Origin of the sequence: Nostoc sp., from assembly GCF_036919615.1 — a bacterium.
Taxonomy (GTDB): Bacteria; Cyanobacteriota; Cyanobacteriia; order Cyanobacteriales; family Nostocaceae; genus Nostoc.
Genome location: NZ_JBALCN010000096.1, coordinates 34,736 through 54,573, shown reverse-complemented (window position 1 = coordinate 54,573; position 19,838 = coordinate 34,736). Strand labels below are relative to the sequence as shown.

General features: G+C 42.2%; 16 protein-coding genes and 2 pseudogenes. 8 read left to right on the top strand and 10 right to left on the bottom strand.

The features are described from left to right. Positions 1-3: 3 nt before the first annotated feature. The 4 genes from V7K48_RS28000 to glcD all read right to left on the bottom strand — a co-directional run bounded on the left by V7K48_RS28000 (position 4) and on the right by glcD (position 6,265). Positions 4-2,253 (bottom strand): sensor histidine kinase, encoded by a 2,250-nt coding sequence (locus tag V7K48_RS28000; RefSeq protein ID WP_335077470.1) that lies wholly within the window; start codon positions 2,251-2,253, stop codon positions 4-6. Between the two features lie 370 nt (positions 2,254-2,623). Beyond that, a complete protein-coding gene (locus tag V7K48_RS27995) occupies positions 2,624-3,208 on the bottom strand; it encodes a hypothetical protein (protein ID WP_335077468.1) in 585 nt (194 codons plus the stop codon). Then, entirely contained in the window at positions 3,208-4,446 is a 1,239-nt protein-coding gene (locus tag V7K48_RS27990) for a glycoside hydrolase family 10 protein (protein ID WP_335077466.1), read from the bottom strand. Before V7K48_RS27990 ends, V7K48_RS27995 begins: the two co-directional genes overlap by 1 nt. A 346-nt stretch (positions 4,447-4,792) precedes the next feature. Next, positions 4,793-6,265: a glycolate oxidase subunit GlcD gene (gene glcD / locus V7K48_RS27985; RefSeq protein ID WP_335077464.1), complete on the bottom strand. Its 1,473-nt coding sequence runs from the start codon at positions 6,263-6,265 to the stop codon at positions 4,793-4,795. A 286-nt stretch (positions 6,266-6,551) separates the two neighbouring features. On the opposite strand from glcD, the gene vapB reads away from it, so the two are divergent. After that, the gene (vapB, locus tag V7K48_RS27980) at positions 6,552-6,788 is read left to right on the top strand and encodes a type II toxin-antitoxin system VapB family antitoxin (RefSeq protein ID WP_335077462.1); all 237 of its coding nucleotides are present in this window, start codon (positions 6,552-6,554) and stop codon (positions 6,786-6,788) included. Positions 6,789-6,922: 134 nt separating this feature from the next. Beyond that, positions 6,923-7,174: a type II toxin-antitoxin system VapC family toxin gene (locus V7K48_RS27975; RefSeq protein WP_335077617.1), complete on the top strand. Its 252-nt coding sequence runs from the start codon at positions 6,923-6,925 to the stop codon at positions 7,172-7,174. 176 nt (positions 7,175-7,350) lie between these two features. Here V7K48_RS27975 and V7K48_RS35190 read toward each other — a convergent pair whose 3' ends face one another. Beyond that, a complete protein-coding gene (locus tag V7K48_RS35190) occupies positions 7,351-8,175 on the bottom strand; it encodes a WG repeat-containing protein (RefSeq protein ID WP_442949483.1) in 825 nt (274 codons plus the stop codon). Between the two features lie 7 nt (positions 8,176-8,182). Here V7K48_RS35190 and V7K48_RS27965 point away from each other — a divergent pair. Beyond that, a pseudogene (locus tag V7K48_RS27965) lies at positions 8,183-8,332 on the top strand (Uma2 family endonuclease); the annotation flags it as partial. A 6-nt stretch (positions 8,333-8,338) separates the two neighbouring features. On the opposite strand, the gene miaA reads toward V7K48_RS27965, so the two are convergent. Beyond that, entirely contained in the window at positions 8,339-9,244 is a 906-nt protein-coding gene (miaA, locus tag V7K48_RS27960; protein ID WP_335077460.1) for a tRNA (adenosine(37)-N6)-dimethylallyltransferase MiaA, read from the bottom strand. Positions 9,245-9,450: 206 nt separating this feature from the next. Between miaA and gyrB the strand changes: the two genes are divergently transcribed. The 3 genes from gyrB (at position 9,451) to rpoD (ending at position 15,282) form a co-directional block, all read left to right on the top strand. After that, entirely contained in the window at positions 9,451-11,388 is a 1,938-nt protein-coding gene (gene gyrB, locus V7K48_RS27955) for a DNA topoisomerase (ATP-hydrolyzing) subunit B (protein ID WP_335077458.1), read from the top strand. Positions 11,389-12,381: 993 nt separating this feature from the next. Then, complete coding sequence (locus V7K48_RS27950; protein ID WP_335077456.1) at positions 12,382-12,585, top strand: hypothetical protein; 204 nt, start codon at positions 12,382-12,384, stop codon at positions 12,583-12,585. 1,527 nt (positions 12,586-14,112) lie between these two features. Continuing rightward, positions 14,113-15,282: an RNA polymerase sigma factor RpoD gene (gene rpoD / locus V7K48_RS27945; RefSeq protein WP_300414872.1), complete on the top strand. Its 1,170-nt coding sequence runs from the start codon at positions 14,113-14,115 to the stop codon at positions 15,280-15,282. Positions 15,283-15,403: 121 nt separating this feature from the next. Here rpoD and V7K48_RS27940 read toward each other — a convergent pair whose 3' ends face one another. Then, on the bottom strand, positions 15,404-15,589 hold the full coding sequence (locus V7K48_RS27940; protein ID WP_322669477.1) for a chlorophyll a/b-binding protein: 186 nt from the start codon (positions 15,587-15,589) through the stop codon (positions 15,404-15,406). A gap of 307 nt (positions 15,590-15,896) precedes the next feature. Further along, a pseudogene (locus V7K48_RS27935) lies at positions 15,897-16,103 on the bottom strand (GNAT family N-acetyltransferase); the annotation flags it as partial. Between the two features lie 16 nt (positions 16,104-16,119). On the opposite strand from V7K48_RS27935, the gene V7K48_RS27930 reads away from it, so the two are divergent. After that, positions 16,120-16,368 carry a hypothetical protein gene (locus tag V7K48_RS27930; protein WP_335077452.1) on the top strand — a complete coding sequence of 83 codons (249 nt, stop codon included), beginning with the start codon at positions 16,120-16,122 and terminating at the stop codon, positions 16,366-16,368. A 40-nt stretch (positions 16,369-16,408) separates the two neighbouring features. On the opposite strand, the gene V7K48_RS27925 is transcribed toward V7K48_RS27930, so the two are convergent. After that, complete coding sequence (locus tag V7K48_RS27925; protein ID WP_335077450.1) at positions 16,409-16,561, bottom strand: hypothetical protein; 153 nt, start codon at positions 16,559-16,561, stop codon at positions 16,409-16,411. 9 nt (positions 16,562-16,570) lie between these two features. Beyond that, on the bottom strand, positions 16,571-19,087 hold the full coding sequence (gene gyrA, locus V7K48_RS27920; RefSeq protein WP_335077448.1) for a DNA gyrase subunit A: 2,517 nt from the start codon (positions 19,085-19,087) through the stop codon (positions 16,571-16,573). 284 nt (positions 19,088-19,371) lie between these two features. On the opposite strand from gyrA, the gene V7K48_RS27915 reads away from it, so the two are divergent. Then, a complete protein-coding gene (locus tag V7K48_RS27915; protein ID WP_335077446.1) occupies positions 19,372-19,782 on the top strand; it encodes a response regulator in 411 nt (136 codons plus the stop codon). Positions 19,783-19,838 lie beyond the last annotated feature (56 nt).

Below are 19,838 nucleotides of genomic sequence, written 5' to 3'. Positions count from 1 at the left end.
AAATTAAAGGGGGAATTTGACGGTGAACGTAGTTTGACCTGTTGCACTCTTTACATAAATTGAGCCGCCTAAATGTCTGACCATTTTCTGCACTAATGCCAATTCCAGTCCAGTGCCGCTATGTTTCCAAGGATCATGTTTGGAAAGGTGATAGAAAGGCTCAAATATCCGTGACAGTTCATTGCTGGTAAGCTCTATTCCAGAATTAGTAATATTAAGCTCTACTGCATCCCCTGTCAGGTGAGTAGAAACTGTGATGTATTCGCCCGCTGGGGTGTATTTGCAGGCATGGTTGAGCAGTTCGGTAACAATCCGCTCCAAATCAGTGATATCTGTCTCTAAAGGCGGGAGTGGATGAGCAATAGTCAGGTTTAAATGCTGCCGCTGGCAGTTGGTGAGGTCTCGAAAAGACTCGACAATAGGGTGAAGCCAGCTTTGTAAGTCAATGGCAATCAAAGTTGGGGGATCGGGTTCGGCTTCGAGATATGTGAGTGTGAGTAGGTCATTAATTAATTTGTTTTCTCGCCCACACTCGTTATGCAGAATCTGCAAGAGTTGCGGAACTATTTCTATATCTGATATTTCTGCTGGTGTGAGGACACTTTCGAGAGTTTGGGCTGCGAGGCTGATGCTAGTTATTGGTGTCCGCAGTTCTTGGGACAGGGTTCTGAGAAATTGATTTTTGAGCCGATCGCGTTTTTCTAGTTCTTTTACCTGTGCCTGGGTTTGTTTGTAAAGCTGGGCTTGACGAATGGCGATCGCACATTCATTTGCTACCTGCTGCACTAGCTCGATTTCAAATTCATCAAAAGCCTCTTGTGTCGCTCTTGTCAACCAAATGTTTCCCAAAATCCCTTGAGTATCGAAAATTGGACAAGCCATCTGGGCGATAACCAATAACTTTGGTTCCCATCCCGGCAAAATTTCCAAAAATTGCAATGGTTGTTTTTGCAACAGAGGTTGATAAACTTCAAGACGGTCTGCAATCTGTCTGGTCAATCCCTGACACGGAGGTAGGTTCGTGCTGTACTCGTAAGTAATAGTAACCAGGGTTTGGCAGCTGCTATAGAGTTCGATTTGGCAACGATCAAGGTTCAGTAACTCTGCTAATTCCTGGGTAACTGTCTGCAACACCTGAGTTTGATCCAGACTGTCACGGATTTGTTCTGTCATGCGTCGCACCAAGGCTTCAAAGTTTCGCACTTGCTGCAACTGATTTATCTGCTTCTGTTTTTGCAACTCCAACTTTGCTTCAAGATGCTTAATCTGCTGACGAAGTTCTGCCTGCCCAGCAGCAATGCCGATTTGAGTTGCCAACTGCTTGAGCAAGTCAGTTTCTGTTTGCTGCCATTGACGCGGTTGGTGGCAATGCTGGGCAATCAATAGCCCCCACATCTCTTGCTCTTTGAAAATCGGCATAACCAGATTGGCTCTCACCTGCAAAGATGCCAGGAAATCTATATAGCAAGAATCCAAGCCGGCTGCATAAATATCTTCAACAACTTGAATGCAACCTCGTCCGTAGTGTTCTCGATGTTTGCCATTGAAGCAGGGATCGGTGATGTTTTTTCCCAACAGTGGATCACTTGCAGCCACACTTGATTCAGCAATGAATACCCCACTGCCATCAGGCTCGAAGCGATAAATCAGGATGCGATCGCAATTCAAAAACTGCCGGAGTTCTTTGGTTGTCTGATGCAGAATTGTCTCTAATTCTACAGATTGGTGAATTCGTCCGGCGATCGCTTCTAGCAGTTGCTCTTGTTCAACCTGGAGTCCGACTGCTTCTTGGGCTTGCTTAACCGGGGTGATATTGCTACTAGTACCAATCAGTCGATAAATCCTAGAGTTAGTATCCCTTAGTGGAGTAAGAGTCGTACTCCACCAAGTAGGAATTCCCTGGAATTGCAAACATTGTTCGTAAGAAATAGTTTTGCCGAAGCGCACGCAATCAGTATAATGCTGACGCACCATAGCAGCATCAATGGGGGAGAGAATATCCTCTGGTTTTTTGCCTCGGAGATCGTCTGAGCATATGCCTATCCACCGCTCATGAGTGGGATTTAATGCCACATATCGAAAATCTCCGTCCTCCAGCACATCAACTACAAATATTGATGCCTGCACAGAATCGTACATGCTTAGTAGAAACTGCTCGCTACTGCTTTTCTCATCTACTTCTGTGCCGAAGAGAATTTGAGGTGGTGATAATTTTGTCAACTTTATAGTTGATTCCGCTGGATTTATATTCATGCGAGAGTCCCTGTCTGGTATTACTGACTCTTCTAGGCGCTCTCTTGTAGTTACGCTTGTAGTAGATGCACTTTAGCGCCTATAGCAAAGTCTTGTCAGCTGTTGCTCATCGAAATTTGGATCTTTCTCTACTTCTGCTCAGAAATCTAGCAAAGCTAATAGGAGTCAGCTTAACAAATCCTGCTTTTTGAAGGCGAAAATACATTTGCAGATTAGGGCAAACTTCCTGAAATTTATTTTTAACAGTTTTTTAAAATTATTGCATATATCTCAGTGCAATCATCAGTATATATCAATTAATTTTATAATTCTTAATAAATTTTTATTTAATATTCCGAGGAAAGAGGAAATAGAGTAAAGGAGTGGGAACTTACGTAGGCGTAGCCCGCCGCAGGCATCGCAATTTGTGAGCATTCATTCCTGTGAGGATACCAACCAGCAGCCAACTGATAGCTAATCCTATGACTTCGCCGAAGAATAACTGCGTCAAGCGGCGCAAAATCATTCCCACAACAGAACCTACAGGTATGGCAACAGCCCAACTTGCTGAAGAGACAAATATCCATCGCCATGCCATCGGCTGGGGAATTGCCAACCATTGTGCCAATCCAATCCCGAAGCCGCCAAGTGCCCCATAAATCACCCCAGACAAGATTCTCAAAGGGAAAATCTGAGTGCTAGGTACAATCCAACCCACGGCACCAATACCGATAGCGGTGATAATACTCCAACCTAAAAGACTTGATAAAATCCACCTGATACAAAATATAGGTTCTTTAAGGAGACAGCCTTGAGGAAGTGCGATCGCCAATCCGCCGATAGCGGCCTCCACTACCCCAACATCTGGCTTTTCACCGACTTCAATTAAGAGTAAACTCAATAAAAAACCACCACAAGTAGCGAAAGTCCACAGCAATGTAAAGCCAAATCTAGTATTTCCAGGCGGGAATGGCATCAAAGTTTCTTTGGTTTTAATAGTCTGACAGTTTTAGCATTAAACATCTCAAAAAAACCTTTGCGTCTCTGTTGGGGTGATTCAGGTACGATGTAACCCCACAGACTCTCCCAGTAGAAAAAGGAGATACCATCAAAATTGCGATCGCGCACTATCTGAACCTGTTGTCTAACTTGTGCCATTTTTACCGGATTACCTACCGTTCCCGTTGATATACCAATTCCTACAGGAATTAGACTTTGAGCTAATTTCACAGATGGAAGTTCTAGTTGAGCGATAAAAGAGTTTTTATCATTTAGATATACCTGCAAAATTAACTCATTAACTAAACCTTTTTTTACCCAATTTTCCCAATCTTGCAAATAGTATTTGTAGGCGAAAGCTTGATAGTTGGGAGACAAAGATATTTTGACTTTGGGTTTAACTGCCTTGACAGCTTGATAGATTTCTGCCATAAAATCAGTAATTTTGTCTGCTCGCCAACGCATCCATTCGGAGTTAAAAGGATCAATAGGGGGATTTTTGCCTTGATGTTCTTGCTGGTAGAGTTTTATAGTGAAGCGATCGTAACCAAACTGTACAGGCATCCCAAAATGGTCATCAAGCTGAATACCATCCACATCGTAATCTCTGACTACTTCCAAAATCAGCCCTTGGATAAACTCTTGGACTTGTGGATGTAAGGGATTCAACCAAGCCTGTTTACTTACCAAAACATTGTCGATTTCTTCCGGTGGGGCATCTTGGATAGAGTTTATACCTTCTTGCCCAATTGTCAACCAGTCAGGATAACGCCTTGCTAATTGTGAATAATGCGGCGTCATGAACCCGTATTCAAACCAGGGAATGACTCTCAAATCTTTATTTTTAGCAAGCGTCACTATCTTTGCTAAAACATCCTGTCCACCGTGCATGAAGTTGAGCAAAGGTTGAGTATCTGAGCCTGTAGTCATTTTGGCTATAGCACTCTTATAAAAAGTATGTCCTCGGTTCCAAACTACAGGATAAATTGTATTAAAGTTGAGAGCCGATAATTGATTTATAGCCCGGTTAATACCCCAAGGGACAAATAGTACACCACTAGCAACATTAGTGAGCCAAACGCCGCGAATTTCTGTAGTTAAAGGACTTGTTTTTTGGGAATAAACTGGCAGTGAAGAGAGTGAGAAAACTGTTAAAGCAACTACTAATCCCAAACACAGTAAGTAATAAATACCACGGCGAGTAACCCGATTCATTTGTAAGCGTGACCTAGTGCGATCGGAATATATATAACTACAAAATAAAGTTGTAATCCTCCGGATGATGTAGAGAAATGATGATTTTATACCAAGATATAAATTAATAAATGTGCTTTAGCAGACAATTCTTACTATTTCTAATTCTGTGAAATACAACAGGCCATGCCGTGTGTGGTTTCCCGATGTTAGGTGCACCCTTCAAACTCTCGTTCCCAGTCTCTGGCTGGGAATACAGGCAATCAGGCTCCGCCTCCTATACTGACTTGAGGCAGAGCCTCCTATAAGTGCATTCCCTGGCTCTACCAGGGAACGAGAGTAACTGTAAATGCACCTTTGCAGAAAATTAAAATCTTTCCACACCTTCAAATTGCTTGATAGCCGATGCATTTGCTGCTTCTCCACAAGTTCGTGGTGTGGGGAATATCTTTTCAGGATTTGCTAACCCTTTAGGATTAAAAACTTGCCGCACCCATTGCATAGTTTCTAAATCAATTTGGCTAAACATCTGTGGCATATAGCACTTTTTCTCTTCACCGATGCCATGTTCACCAGAAATGCTACCACCGACTTCGACACAAAGTTTGAGAATTTTTCCACCCATTTCTTCTACTTGCTCTAATGCTCCAGGCACAGAATTATCATAAAGAATTAGCGGATGAAGATTGCCATCGCCAGCATGAAATACATTAGCAACACGATAACCGTATTGCTCACTTAATGTCTTAATCTCGTGCAAAACATAAGGCAACTGAGTCCGGGGGATTACACCATCTTGGACATAATAATCTGGACTTAAATGTCCAGCCGCAGCAAAAGCCGCTTTGCGTCCTTTCCATAATTTCAATCGGGTTTCTGGATCAGTAGCAGAAGTGACATTACGTGCACCATTCTTTTTACAAATTTCGGTAACTCGCTGCTTATTTCCTGCAACTTCCACTTCTAAACCGTCAATTTCTATTAGTAAAATAGCAGTAGCATCGCGGGGATAACAATTAGTTGCTACAACATCTTCAACTGCATTGATGCTAAAGTTATCCATCATTTCCATACCAGCAGGAATAATTCCGGCGCTGATGATATCAGAAACAGTTGCTCCAGCAGCTTCAATACTAGTAAAATCTGCCAACAGCACACAAATTGATTCTGGACTTTTGAGAATTCGCAAAGTAATTTCTGTGGCAATTCCTAAAGTGCCTTCAGAACCAACAAATACACCTGTTAAATCATAACCTGGCATTTCTGGGATTTGTCCGCCTAAATCGATAATTTCCCCTGACGGTGTGACAATTTTTAATCCCAAAACGTGGTTAGTGGTGACGCCATATTTGAGGCAATGCACCCCACCAGAATTTTCAGCAATGTTGCCCCCAATAGAGCAGATAATTTGACTGGAAGGGTCAGGAGCGTAGTAAAAACCAGCACCACTGACGGCTTGTGTTACCCAACTATTAATCACCCCTGGTTGAACAATCGCCCGTTGGTTTTCCAAATCAATGCTGAGGATTTGCCGCATTAACGAGGTTACAATTAAAACAGAGTCTATCATTGGTAAAGCGCCACCAGATAGACCAGTGCCAGAACCGCGTGCTATGAAGGGTATAGAATATTGATTGCATATCTTCACCACTTGGGCAACTTGTTCTGTAGTTCTGGGTAATACTACCACAGCTGGACGTTGGCGATAGCCAGTTAAACCATCGCATTCATAGGTAATGAGTTCTTCGCGGCGTTGGACAACACCATTTTTGCTAAGGACAGCCTCAAATGCTTTGATAATGGGTTTCCAGTTGCGTTGCTTTTTATCTTGGATAAGCATAGTTTTTTAAAGTTCAAGGTAGATGTATTGCGTATTGCTGGCTTTTTTGGAACGCTTTAATTACTATTGTTGCAAAAATAACAGTTAAGAGTGAGTAAAAAACGATGTCTGACGATAAGCCGCTCTGCGTCTACGCATTTGATGTAAAATAAGTGCGATCGCATGATTTAAGTACCGAGGGTGGGATATCTGTTAACAAGTGCGTTGAATGATGGTAAAATCCAATATTATGTTAACTTTGGGGTCAAAGTAACATGGAGTCAGACATTCAACAGGAGAGAGTGAAATGACTTCCCAAATTTTAGATTCCACCTCAAAATTAATTGCAAAGCTGCAAACCCTAGCACCCGAACAGCAACAACAGGTGCTAGATTTTGTGGAATTTCTAGCACAAAAATATGCTCAACCCCAACAACCACCGCAGAAACGAGTACTAGGTTTAAACCAAGATAAGATTTGGATAAGTGATGATTTTAATGACCCTTTACCTGATGAATTTTGGTTAGGTGAAAGTGAGGGATGAAATTGTTATTAGACACTCACGTAATTATTTGGTCAGCAGGAAACCCAGAAAAACTATCCCAGAGAGTTAGAAATTTATTAATTGATACTAACAACTTTTGGGTAGTTAGCATGGCTAGTGTTTGGTAATTACAAATAAAATCTCAGCTTGGTAAGCTAAATTTAAGCTCGTCGCTTCCTAATTTCATCGAAACTCAACAGCGAGTGAATAATCTACAACTATTACCCATTGAATTGACTCATATTTATGCTTTAGAAGCTTTGCCAAGCAATCACCGCGACCCTTTTGACCGGATTTTAATCGCTCAGGCAATAGTTGAAAAGATGCCTTTGTTAAGTATAGATGTTGTCTTTGATGTATATCCAGTTCAAAGGATGTGGGAGTAAAAATACATATTCGATAGGCTGAGATGGCGATCGCACTCATCTTGACTAATAATTTGGATGGGTGTATACAAGGCATCGTATCACTTGTATTTATTAATGGAGGATATGCATTTAAGCGATATCAATAAATGATAATCATATCAATTGCAAATTAGTGCTTAAAGCTTGACAAACTATTAATCAATAAACATGCCTGTTTTGTCGATAATCCGCTCTTGCCCACCAATTTCGACCTTTGCTTGCCCATCCCTCAAAGAATAAGCCATGTTAAACATAGGCTTAATTACCCAAGAACCCCTTTTGTCAATATAGCCCCACTTGCCACCACTTCCATCACCGAATAAGCTCTCCCTTCCACCAATATTAACTGCTGCCCATCCTTCGGAAAAGTCTCGAGCTATGCCAAACTGCGTTTGAATAACTAACTTTCCTGTCTGGTCAATATAACCATACTTGCCACCAATTTTGACCAACTTTAGTGAGGCAATGGATAATTTTAAAGCTAGTTGAGCTAGGTTTAGGAATTGAAATTTTGGTGAAGAGACAGGCGATTCTAGTCTTAGTTGAGCTAGCTTGAGAGCTTGCATTCTTACTGAGGTAACAGATGATTGTGGATTGAATAAAGCCAGTTTTAAAGCTTGTAATGCCTGAGCTGCATTTTTGTATCGCTGGCGGAAATCACGTTGCACCATTTTTGTCAAAAATTTCGCTAGTCCATCGTTAATTTCAGCATAATCGCGCCATCTTAATTCTAAAGTCTGAGATTTTGGCAGTTGTTGTGGCGGTAATCCAGTTAAAGCTTGGATTGCTGTCATTCCTAAAGCATATATATCACTGCAAAGCTGAGGATGCCCTTCCCATTGCTCACTTGGCATATAATCACGAGTACCAATGGTGATTGTGCTACTGATTTGTCCTTGAATATTGATTTTAAATGTGCTTATTTCTTTGATTGCTCCAAAGTCAATGAGGACAAGCTTATTATCTAAATATCGCCGCATCAAATTCAGTTTTTTAGCAGCAGCGAATGTTGGGATTTACCATACAGACGGTCAACCCGCAATTGTACCCGATGTTTTTCTTAGCTTGGGTGTGCAAGTACCTCAAAATTGGTGGGAAAAACAAAATCGTTGTTATATGGTTTGGCATTTTGGCAAAAAATTCTCACGAACTTGTGCAATTTATAAACTCATTTATCCGATGCCAGACCTTCTCTAATAAATCTGGAGCATCTATATTAAACCATTCAATTTGTGGATATGCTCGAAACCAAGTACGTTGTCGCTTGGCAAATTGCCGTGTATGTAAAATTGTTAATTCTTTCGCTTCATTCAAGGAAATATCCCCAGCCAAATATTGCTTAATCTCTTGATAACCCAAAGTATTTAATAAAGACAAATCAGCGCCATATTTTTGACAAAGATACTCCACCTCAGCAACCAAACCATTTGCTATCATTTCATCAGTACGCTGTTGAATACGACCACCCAAATTTTCAACATCGCAATCTAAACCAATTTGCAAAATCGGATAATTTGGTGGATTCTCCCCTTGCTGTCCTGAAATAGGATATCCAGTAACATAATATACCTCTAATGCTCTTAAAGTTCGCACTGAATCATTAGCATGAATCTTTTGTGCAGCAACTGGATCAACTTGTTGTAAGATTGCGTAGAGTTGATGTTGACCTAAAGATTCAAGCTGCGATCGCAATTCTATTTGCGGTGCGACTCGAGGAATTTTCATCCCTTGGACAATGGAACGGATGTATAAACCAGTGCCACCAACTAGCAACAGTGGCGTAACACCAACAGAAGCAATTAAGGCTTGTGTTTGCTCCTGATAGTCTGCTACCGTCATTGTGTCTATTGGATCGCAGATATCTATTAAATAGTGTGGCACCAATTTTTGTTCAGCCACAGTTGGTTTTGCTGTCCCAATATCAAACTCACGGTAAACTTGACGAGAATCAGCACTGAGAATTACAGAACCCAACTGCATCGCCAAAGCCAAAGCCAAACTCGACTTACCTGTTGCCGTCGCCCCACAAATCACAATTAATTTAGTCATTAGTCATTAGTCATTAAGCTATTCTCCCCCGACTTGTCCTGTTCTCCCAGTCCTCTGCCCCTTTGACACAGGACTGCAACCCCTGTATAAACTTCTCTTGAAAATGCCCTACAGACGCCAGCAAGGCTTTTGTGTTACAATCTTGGAGTGTTTTTACTTTTATTTGCCTTTTGGCGAGTTCAACCCCACGCATCAGGAGAGTTTACATGACGAGCAGTTACAGTGCCGATCAGATTCAAGTTCTGGAAGGTCTGGAAGCCGTCCGCAAAAGACCAGGAATGTACATCGGTACCACTGGGCCGCGAGGACTCCACCATTTAGTTTACGAGGTGGTGGACAATTCAATTGATGAGGCTTTGGCGGGTTATTGCACTCATATAGAGGTGGATATCAACGCTGATGGTTCCGTGACTGTAACAGATGATGGTCGCGGTATTCCCATCGATACTCACTCGCGCACCGGGAAATCGGCTTTGGAAACCGTGATGACGGTACTGCACGCCGGTGGTAAGTTTGGCGGCGGTGGCTACAAAGTTTCTGGAGGATTGCACGGGGTTGGTATTTCTGTTGTTAATGCCCTATCTGAGGTTGTAGAAGTTACAGTTTGGCGAGATAAAAAAGTTCATATCCAGCGCTATGAACGGGGTATCCCAGTGACTGATCTGCAAGTCAAGCCTTATAAAGAAGCTAGAACCGGAACTTCTGTTACTTTTAAGCCAGATACCCAAATATTCACTAATAGCATTGAGTTTGATTACATTACTTTATCAGGTCGCCTACGGGAATTGGCGTATCTGAATGCAGGTGTCAAAATTACTTTTACTGACCACCGTCTGGAACTACTAAAAAGCGAAATACCCAAGATAGAAACCTACGAGTACAGGGGTGGTATTAAAGAGTATATCGCCTACATGAACCGCGAGAAGCAACCGCTGCATGAAGAGATTATCTATGTGCAGGGAGAACGGAACAACGTACAAGTGGAAGTTTCCTTGCAATGGTGTACTGATGCTTATACGGATAATGTGCTGGGTTTTGCTAACAATATTCGTACGGTGGATGGTGGTACGCACTTAGAAGGGTTGAAAGCAGTTCTGACTCGGACATTAAATGCGATCGCCCGCAAGCGCAATAAAATTAAAGAGAATGAACCTAACCTCAGTGGCGAACACGTCCGCGAAGGTCTGACTGCCGTAATTTCCGTTAAAGTCCCCGACCCAGAATTTGAAGGTCAAACCAAGACTAAACTCGGTAACACCGAAGTGCGGGGAATTGTCGATTCTTTGGTGGGAGAAGTCCTCACCGAGTACCTAGAATTTCATCCGGCGATCGCAGACTCAATTTTAGATAAAGCTATCCAAGCTTTCAAAGCCGCAGAAGCAGCCCGTCATGCACGGGAGTTAGTTCGGCGCAAATCAGTACTGGAATCTTCGCCATTACCTGGTAAATTGGCAGATTGCAGTTCTCGTGACCCTAGCGAATCTGAGATATTCATTGTGGAAGGGGATTCAGCCGGTGGGAGTGCCAAACAAGGACGCGATCGCCGCACTCAAGCTATCTTACCTCTACGTGGTAAAATTCTCAACATTGAAAAAACCGACGACGCTAAAATCTATAAAAATAACGAAGTTCAATCGTTAATTACAGCACTCGGTTTAGGTGTCAAAGGTGATGAATTCGATTCCACTCAACTGCGTTATCACCGCATAGTGATCATGACGGACGCTGACGTAGATGGAGCACACATCCGGACTTTATTGTTAACATTCTTCTATCGATATCAACGATCGCTCATCGAACAAGGCTTTATTTATATTGCTTGTCCCCCACTGTATAAAGTTGAACGAGGACGTAATCATGAGTACTGCTATAGCGATCGCGAAAAAGTTCAAACAATCGCCAAATTTCCTGCTAATGCCAACTACACCATCCAACGCTTCAAAGGTTTGGGTGAAATGATGCCACAACAACTCTGGGATACCACCATGAACCCAGAAAGCCGCAAAATGAAGCAAGTCGAAATTGAGGATGCCGCAGAGGCCGATCGCATTTTCACAATTTTAATGGGCGATCGGGTCGCACCCAGACGAGAATTCATCGAAACCTATGGTTCTAAACTCAACTTCACCGATCTAGATATCTAATCTCAATTCTTTAACACTACTCTGAAAATTTGTCAAGTTGGTAATGGGTAATGGGTGAAAACCTATTACCCATTGCTTTTTTTATAATTTATGGCTGTTTTCAATACGGAAAATCCGGACTAAAACCTACGTCTTTTGGCTGATGATAAACTAGAAAATTAGTCAAACTTTTGTATGAATATTTTCACTTTAGAAAATATGCCGTAAGATGAGTAATTAAAAGTAGTCGGACAGAATTAATTACACAATATCATTGCGAGTCTAAGGTACTCCGTAGGAGAAGCAAGCTACGCAAAGCGTCTCGTTGGCGCATCCCAAGGTAGAGAAGAGAAGCTATTCGCTTGTAGGTTGGGATTGCAACTATAGAGACACTTCGCGAACACTTCAGACTCTACGCAATACAGTTCGGTTAACATGTTTATCTCTCGAAGATCCCCCCAACCCCCCGATAAATTGGCTTAATCTTTCTGATTTTTACCCCCAATTTATCGGGGATCACCGCAGGCGGGGGATCTTATCCGAGCCGTATTAGTTCCCTACGGATTCTCCAAAAAAGTAGGCAATGACCGAAGAGGCAGGGGAGCAGGAAGCAGGGAGCTTTCTAGCAGGGGAGAAAGATTCTGGATTTCCCCTGCCCAGTTGGGTTTCAAGCCCCTAAATTTATTTATGGCCAAAAGCAAAAATATTTATTTCAAGATTATTGCACGAGAAATAATGCGTCCAAGTTTTCAAGCCCCTAAATTTATTTATAGGGTTCTCCCCCTTGCTCCCTGCTCCCTGCCCCCTTTCCTCTTTTTTGACTGTAAATATTTTTGTCCAGCTACTTATCCATGAATTAATTAACTATTGTCAATGTTTAATATTATTTGCATAAATACAGCAGATTGCAACTTCTCTTCTTAGGCTACGCCAAGGTAAGGTGCAGATCATCGTAGGGGCACAACATGTTGTGCCCCTACCCGTGTACTTCGTTTACCTGCAATACGCTGTAGTTTGGTTGCTCTATCTGCCTGCACTCAGCCTGTCACAGAAACTCGCACAGCAATTGTCCCTCCGATCACACCAACTCTTACTGCGATCATTGCCACCCAAAATTTAGCAGAACTGGCAAAGTCAGCAGCTAGTCAAGGACAGTTTAAAAACCACAGAAGTGGTATTCAATGCTACATAGTATTGTGTCCGCCAAATTACCCATAATAAAAGAACCCCACCCCGCAAAAGCTACGCTTTAGCTCCCCTCCCCGCAGGCGGGGAGGGGTTGGGGGTGTGGTTCTTCGGGTTTAATAAGCAATCAAGCGGACATGATATAACTACAAAAATTCTAAATTTTTCAGTTAGTTATTAATCATATAATTTGCTTATTGTCAATATTTCACAAAAATTCAATGTTCTAGTGTTCCCAAAACTACCAACTTTATTGGAAATTTAGTTAAGACAATATTTATTGCACTAACTGGTTGATTAATTTTGCCTACCAGCTAGAAACACATTTGTTATGCTTCAAGAAAATAACTAAATATTATATATCAAACAGCAGTTAATAAGTATCTTGAAGATTCTGTCATCATAAGATGACAAAAACTTACCGAAAGAAAAGTAATGAAGTTTACAACTTTATTACGCAAAAAACCTTTGTAACCAACTCATCAGACAATCTTCTGGGTTCTGTTTGTTTGAGGTAATGGCTACTAGAAGCACACACCATCTGGCAGAAAACTTGTTAATATCTTCATGTACTGCCGTGGCGATCGCTATTGTATCGTATGTATCTAATGTACTTTAATGTACTTTACGCCTTAAATAAAACTATATTGGCGAGTTTGCAGGGCAAATCGTTCTTGAATTGATTAAAATATCCTTGTATACAATAAAAAGAGTTTGTCAAGTTTCATAGGGCTGAAATCGCCGCAGTGCGCTAACGTGTGAATAAGACCAAATTAGTTAAACCTAAATTGATCTGCTATCAGGTCGATTCTGCCACAGCCTCAACTCCTCAGTTAAGGTAATTAGTTCGCAAAAGGTTAACTGCTTTGAGGCAAGCACCATCACCCTTGTTGTATTTACTCAAGGTCAAGACCTGCTTTAGTCTAAGGAATGCGTAATTTATGAAGGAAATGTAAAAATGGGTAGATTAAGACTTCTCCTTTGAGTTAACATACAATCCACTCTTCCTAAGTAGTTAATGTTGTGTAAAATACATGAAATTCGGCAAAAGCAAGTTTACTTACTTTGTAATGTAATAAGACCGTCACTGCAATTCCGAAAAGTAGGGAAAAAATTTAAGGGTATAATTCCCGTTTTGAATATCTTTTTGGTAATAGTGGCTAACAATTGCTGTGGGAGTTCATGATTAATACACGAAAAGAGTGCAATTTCTGTGAAACAGGCTACAATCGGAAGAGTCTTTATAGGAAAATCTGCCTACAGTCTGAATTAGTTTGTATAGAAAGGCAAATTTTTTGATAAAGGCGAGTCTTTTTTTTGACCAGTTAGTTAAAAGCAATGTGTGATAGCAACACATATAACATTTACGAAGGTGAGTAAGTCACCTTTAGTAGTGGCTTAAACTAAAGTAAAAAAACCTCCAACCGGAGGTAGAAAATGTCGAAAATATTTCTGGCAAATTTGCCAAAAAGCTTATTTTCGGTTGACAACTAGCTCGTTTGAAAGAGCAGTAAACACATCTTGAGTAATTGATTCTGCAAGGAGCATGAGGAACGCGGCATGAACCAGGCTAACAACGTACTCGAAAGCATATATCAGCCTGACCTAGAAATAATGAATCAGCCTGAGCTCGAGTTAGAAGAACTCTTAATAGACGAAGAAGAGGACTTGCTGATCATCGATGAAGGTGAAGATGAGTTTTTAGAGCCTCAGTCTGATGAGGACGACGCAAAGTCTGGAAAAGCCGCTAAATCGCGTCGTCGGACACAAAGCAAGAAAAAGCACTACACTGAAGATTCAATTCGGCTTTACTTGCAAGAAATTGGTAGAATTCGGCTGTTGCGGGCAGACGAAGAAATTGAATTGGCGCGGAAAATAGCCGATTTGCTGGAATTAGAGAGGGTGCGGGAAAGACTCTGTGAGCAGTTGGATCGCGATCCTCGAGATAGTGAATGGGCAGAAGCAGTGCAACTGCCACTACCAGCCTTTCGTTATCGCCTCCATGTTGGTCGCAGGGCCAAAGACAAGATGGTGCAATCTAACCTCCGTCTTGTGGTTTCAATTGCCAAAAAATACATGAATCGTGGTTTGTCGTTCCAAGACTTAATTCAGGAAGGCAGTCTCGGTTTGATTCGTGCCGCTGAAAAGTTTGACCACGAAAAAGGCTATAAGTTCTCTACATACGCTACATGGTGGATTCGTCAAGCAATTACCCGCGCGATCGCAGACCAATCCCGCACGATTCGCCTTCCAGTTCACCTTTACGAAACTATCTCTCGGATTAAGAAAACTACCAAGCTGCTGTCTCAAGAAATGGGTCGCAAACCCACCGAAGAAGAAATCGCCACTCGCATGGAAATGACCATTGAGAAGTTGCGGTTTATTGCTAAATCTGCCCAGTTACCTATTTCACTAGAAACGCCGATTGGGAAAGAAGAAGATTCTCGGTTAGGCGATTTTATTGAATCCGATGGTGAAACACCAGAAGACCAAGTTTCCAAAAATCTTCTGCGCGAAGACCTCGAAAAAGTCCTCGACAGTCTCAGTCCTCGTGAACGGGATGTTCTCAGACTGCGTTATGGCTTGGATGATGGTCGGATGAAAACACTTGAGGAAATCGGACAGATTTTCAACGTCACCCGCGAACGGATTCGTCAGATTGAGGCGAAAGCACTCCGCAAGTTACGCCATCCAAATCGTAACAGCGTTCTCAAGGAATATATTCGGTAGTTATTAGTCATTTGTCAATAGTCTTTGTTATTAGCCTTAGACAAATGACAACAAATAAAAAACCTGGTAGTGAATTAGCACTCCAGGTTTTTTATTTATGGGTTATCTTTGATATTAAAACTTACAGGATGCCCCAAAAATGTAGGAAGCCTTGACCAGAAAAAAGCTCAACCAAAACGGCTGCTAAAAAGCCAATCATTGCCAAGCGACCGTTCCAAATTTCTGCTTGTGGGGTAAAGCCCCAACGCCAAGCGTTGCGATCTTCAATTATGGGAGTAGTAACTTTTGTTGTAGTTGCATTTGTCATGACTGGGACTCCGAACTTAATTCTTAAGGTTTATTGGCTTATGTAAATTAATATAACAAATATTTTTAGAATAGCAACATTTTTTATATTTTTGTTTCTATAGCTTGACATAAATAGCAATACCTATTTATACATAGTAAAACATCTGTCTTCAGTTAGATTTACTGAGGTAGGGGAAATGTTATTGAGATTTTTAATGTCATCAACAATATAAGCTTATTGATATCAATTATCAAGTTTTTTATCTGTATTGCGTTATTCACGTAGATTTTGTTATTTAAAATTAAAAAAATATTGATAATTTAGGTCAGTACCAGACAATTTCCGTTTCTTTTGAAGTCGAGACAAAACTAAGCTTCTCGTAGATACGTTTACCATCCTCAGTGGCGTGAAGCCAGAGGCGTTTTGCCTCAGTTGCTCTCACAAAGCTGATAATTTCTCTTAACAATGCCGTAGCAATTCCCTGGCCTCGCCATTGAGGAATTGTATACACGTTCATAACGTAGGCTTCTAAGCCTGAGAGATTGCCGTTGAAAAAATACCAAGCCGCTAGGGCGTGTTTTCAAACTCAAAAAGTAGGTTGGGTTAAGCGTAGCGCAACCCAACAAAGTAACCTAAATGTAGGTTGGGTTACCCTGCGGGAAGCAAGCTACGTTCCTCAAACGCCACTTGCTTCTCCCAAGGGGAGACGCTGCGCGAACAAGTTGGGAAACCGCAAGGGCGCAGTGGCTCCCCAACCTACATTTAAGTCTAATTTGAGGTTTGAAAACAGTCCTTAGTGCCAACAATTTGACCAGAAAGAAAAAGGTAGAAGCCCACTTAGGCTACGCTCAGTGCATCGCCTAAATTTATTTTGGTGGTTCTTAATCTTAATTTTGACTTTTGACTTTTGACTTCCCCGAAGGGGGCTGTCTCCCGCAGGAGTTCAAGACGCAGTTGGATCAGCGCCTCTAAGTCCTGCAAGTTGAACATCACCTCGATTTACGATCGCACTTCGGCGACGGTGATGATTTTTTCATCACGGTTGAGTTGGAGGATGCTTTCACCTTTGACATCTCTGCCTAAGATAGGTATTGTTTCCACAGGTATCCGCACTACCCGCTCCTTATTCGTCATTAAAGCTACCTCACCAGATGCGATCGCCATGACCATACCAGCTAAGTTGTCAGTTTTGCTGGCAAATTTCAGGGCTTGCGTGCCCAAATCGCCACGATTAGCCGCTCTTAGATGACTGGCAGCCATCCGCTTGGCATATCCTTCTTGAGTAACTAGCAACAGTTGGTCATCTTTACCGACAGTGACACAGCCAACCATTTGCTGATTTTTCAATAACCGAAATGCTTGTAAACCCATCGCTGTGCGACCCATAATCGGCAATTGTTCATCATTGACTGCAAAGCGCAACAGTCGCCCACCGGAACTAGCTAAAATCAGATGCCCCCCTGGAGTGGTGAACTGGGTAAATGACAATTCATCATCGTCTTTGAGCTTCAAAATCGTGATTCCGCGCCGAGTCAAGTTAGTAAATTCTTCCAAAGACAGACGCTTAATTCGTCCTTGTTTTGTTAAGAGAATCATCTGCCTAGTTTCGAGATTTTCCGGCAGCAAAAAACGGCTGATTACCGCTTCTTGAGCGCCTTGAGCAGTACTACTGAGCATAGTAATCAAAGGTTTTCCCCGTGGAGAACGCCCAGTGGTTGGGGGAATTTCTCCCACGTTCACAGGATAGACTTTGCCGCCACCAGTTAGTACTAGCAAGTCTTTCTCTGTGTCAGTCAACACAGTTTGGATAATGAAGTCATTATCATGTAGACCATTTTCAGCTTTTGACTTTCTCCCAGATGGTTGGGTGCGGCGGACATAACCCCGTTGGGTAAATTCTAAAATTGCTTCCTCTGCCGGTTCAGAAGATTTAAGATTTTCCTCTTCCTCCTCTGCCCCTCTGCCCCTCTGCCCCTCTGCTCCTCTGCCCCTCTGCTCCTCTGCCCTAGACTTTTGCTCCTCTGTTATTTTCGTCCGCCGGGGATCGTTGTACTTGCGCTTGAGCGATCGCAAATCTTTTTTCAGCGCCTTGAGTAATTCCCGGCGATCGTTGAGCAATTGCTCTAACAATCTAATTTGTTCACTTAGCTGCTCAAATTCCTGCTGCAAATTTTGCTGTTCTAAACTGGTGAGGCGACGCAATGGCATAGCCAAAATTGCATCTCCTTGTACCTCACTCAAATCCAGTTGGCTACAAAGATTAATTTTTGCTGTACTACCATCGGGAGCTTGGCGCAAAATTCTAATTACCTCATCCAAATTAGACAGTGCTTTCAGCAAACCTTCTACCAATTGCACACGACTTTGGGCCTTCTCCAACTCGTAATTGTAGCGACGGTTTAGCGTCTGCTCTCGAAAACTCAAAAACTCCTGCAACAGTTGACGCAAACTTAATTGGCGGGGTTGTCCATTCACTATTGCTAGGAGAATTGCCCCAAAAGTCATTTGTAAAGCAGTTTGGTGATATAAATGCTGGAGAATTTCTTGGGGATTGGTATCGCGTTTGAGTTCAATTACCACTCGCATTCCTTCGCGATCGCTTTCATCCCGAAGATCAGAAATTCCTAGCAAGCGACCTTGATTTACTAAGTCCGCTACCTTCTCAATCCAGGCAGCCTTATTCACTTGATAAGGCAATTCTGTAATGATAATTGCCGTCCGTCGCTTGCTTCCCCGACTGGCTGGAATTTCCTCCAGAGTTGCGACTCCCCGCAGCAGAATTCCACCCTTACCTATGGTGTATGCTTCCCGAATTCCCGCCTCACCAACTATTTCTCCACCAGTAGGAAAATCTGGCCCTGGAATTAGCTCAAATAACTTTTCATCTGACAAATCTGGGTTGTCGATTAAGGCAATTAACCCATCGACAATTTCCCCCAAGTTGTGGGGTGGAACATTCGTCGCCATTCCTACCGCAATACCAGAACAGCCATTGAGCAACAGAAACGGCAATTGAGCAGGTAGCACCGTTGGTTCTTGCTGGGAATTATCGAAGTTCCCGACAAATTCCACAGTTTCTTCACCAATTTCTGTCAGCATTCCCTCATGGCTGATCGGTGCAAGGCGTGTTTCTGTGTAGCGCATTGCCGCTGGCGGGTCATTATCAACGCTGCCAAAGTTACCGTGTCCTGCTAGTAAAGGATAGCGGCTAGAAAAGTCCTGCACTAGCCTCACTAAGGCATCATAAACTGATTGGTCACCGTGGGGATGGTATTTACCCAGCACATCACCCACTACACGGGCACATTTTCGATAGGGTCTATCTGGTACTAAACCGAGTTCGTGCATTGCATACAGAATGCGACGATGCACTGGTTTTAAGCCATCACGCACGTCTGGTAGCGCTCGCCCGACAATCACGCTCATGGCATATTCTAGATAAGACCGTTGCATCTCGGTGTGCAGGGCTGTTGTAATTACCTGTCCCGTTGAGAGCAGGTTTAACTGTTTTGCCATGAGTTTTTTCCCTGAAATTTAACTACACAAAAGCTGATGGAACTCAACACTGCGGCAACCACAGCATAACGGATGAAATAGGATTGATCACAAAATTTTGATAGTCATACAAGAAAAAGCAGTAGTATCATCCTTGATAACGAAGATGTACATTGACTATTAAAAAGGATGCAGACAACTATAATCTACATAAACTTAGTAGCCATGATACTTACCATAATTGCATTTCTTAATTTTGAATTCTGGAATTCTTGAATCCCCTCACCTCTATAACTAAAATTCTCATGAAAACTGTTTTAATTGTCGAAGACGATCTAATTAATGCTCGTGTTTTTTCCAAAATTTTATCCAAGCGTGGCGGCTTGGGTGTGAAACACACTGAAAATGTCGAAGAAGTCATAAAAATTGCCCAATCAGGAGAAGCCGACCTGATTTTGATGGATGTTTCTCTGTCTAGAAGTGTTTATCAAGGTAAGTCTGTTGATGGAATCAAAATTACACAAATGTTAAAATCTGATCCAAAAACAGCAAACTTACCTGTTATTTTGGTGACGGCACATGCTATGGAAGGCGATCGCGAGAACTTTCTCAAGCAAAGCGGCGCTGATGGCTACATTTCTAAGCCAGTTGTTGACCATCAACAGTTTGTTGACCAAATCATCGCACTTCTACCCACAGACGACCACGAGAGTTAACGACTTATTTCAGGAATACTCGCCCGCCAAGGTTTTTGGGCGACTAATTCCTGGAT

Excerpts from the sequence above, each read along its gene's own strand:
- V7K48_RS28000 (WP_335077470.1), bottom strand. The coding sequence starts at position 2,253 with ATGAATATAAATCCAGCGGAATCAACTATAAAGTTGACAAAATTATCA.
- V7K48_RS27995 (WP_335077468.1), bottom strand. The coding sequence starts at position 3,208 with ATGCCATTCCCGCCTGGAAATACTAGATTTGGCTTTACATTGCTGTGG.
- V7K48_RS27990 (WP_335077466.1), bottom strand. The coding sequence starts at position 4,446 with ATGAATCGGGTTACTCGCCGTGGTATTTATTACTTACTGTGTTTGGGA.
- glcD (WP_335077464.1), bottom strand. The coding sequence starts at position 6,265 with ATGCTTATCCAAGATAAAAAGCAACGCAACTGGAAACCCATTATCAAA.
- vapB (WP_335077462.1), top strand. The coding sequence starts at position 6,552 with ATGACTTCCCAAATTTTAGATTCCACCTCAAAATTAATTGCAAAGCTG.
- V7K48_RS35190 (WP_442949483.1), bottom strand. The coding sequence starts at position 8,175 with ATGCGGCGATATTTAGATAATAAGCTTGTCCTCATTGACTTTGGAGCA.
- miaA (WP_335077460.1), bottom strand. The coding sequence starts at position 9,244 with ATGACTAAATTAATTGTGATTTGTGGGGCGACGGCAACAGGTAAGTCG.
- gyrB (WP_335077458.1), top strand. The coding sequence starts at position 9,451 with ATGACGAGCAGTTACAGTGCCGATCAGATTCAAGTTCTGGAAGGTCTG.
- rpoD (WP_300414872.1), top strand. The coding sequence starts at position 14,113 with ATGAACCAGGCTAACAACGTACTCGAAAGCATATATCAGCCTGACCTA.
- V7K48_RS27940 (WP_322669477.1), bottom strand. The coding sequence starts at position 15,589 with ATGACAAATGCAACTACAACAAAAGTTACTACTCCCATAATTGAAGAT.
- V7K48_RS27925 (WP_335077450.1), bottom strand. The coding sequence starts at position 16,561 with ATGTTCAACTTGCAGGACTTAGAGGCGCTGATCCAACTGCGTCTTGAA.
- gyrA (WP_335077448.1), bottom strand. The coding sequence starts at position 19,087 with ATGGCAAAACAGTTAAACCTGCTCTCAACGGGACAGGTAATTACAACA.
- V7K48_RS27915 (WP_335077446.1), top strand. The coding sequence starts at position 19,372 with ATGAAAACTGTTTTAATTGTCGAAGACGATCTAATTAATGCTCGTGTT.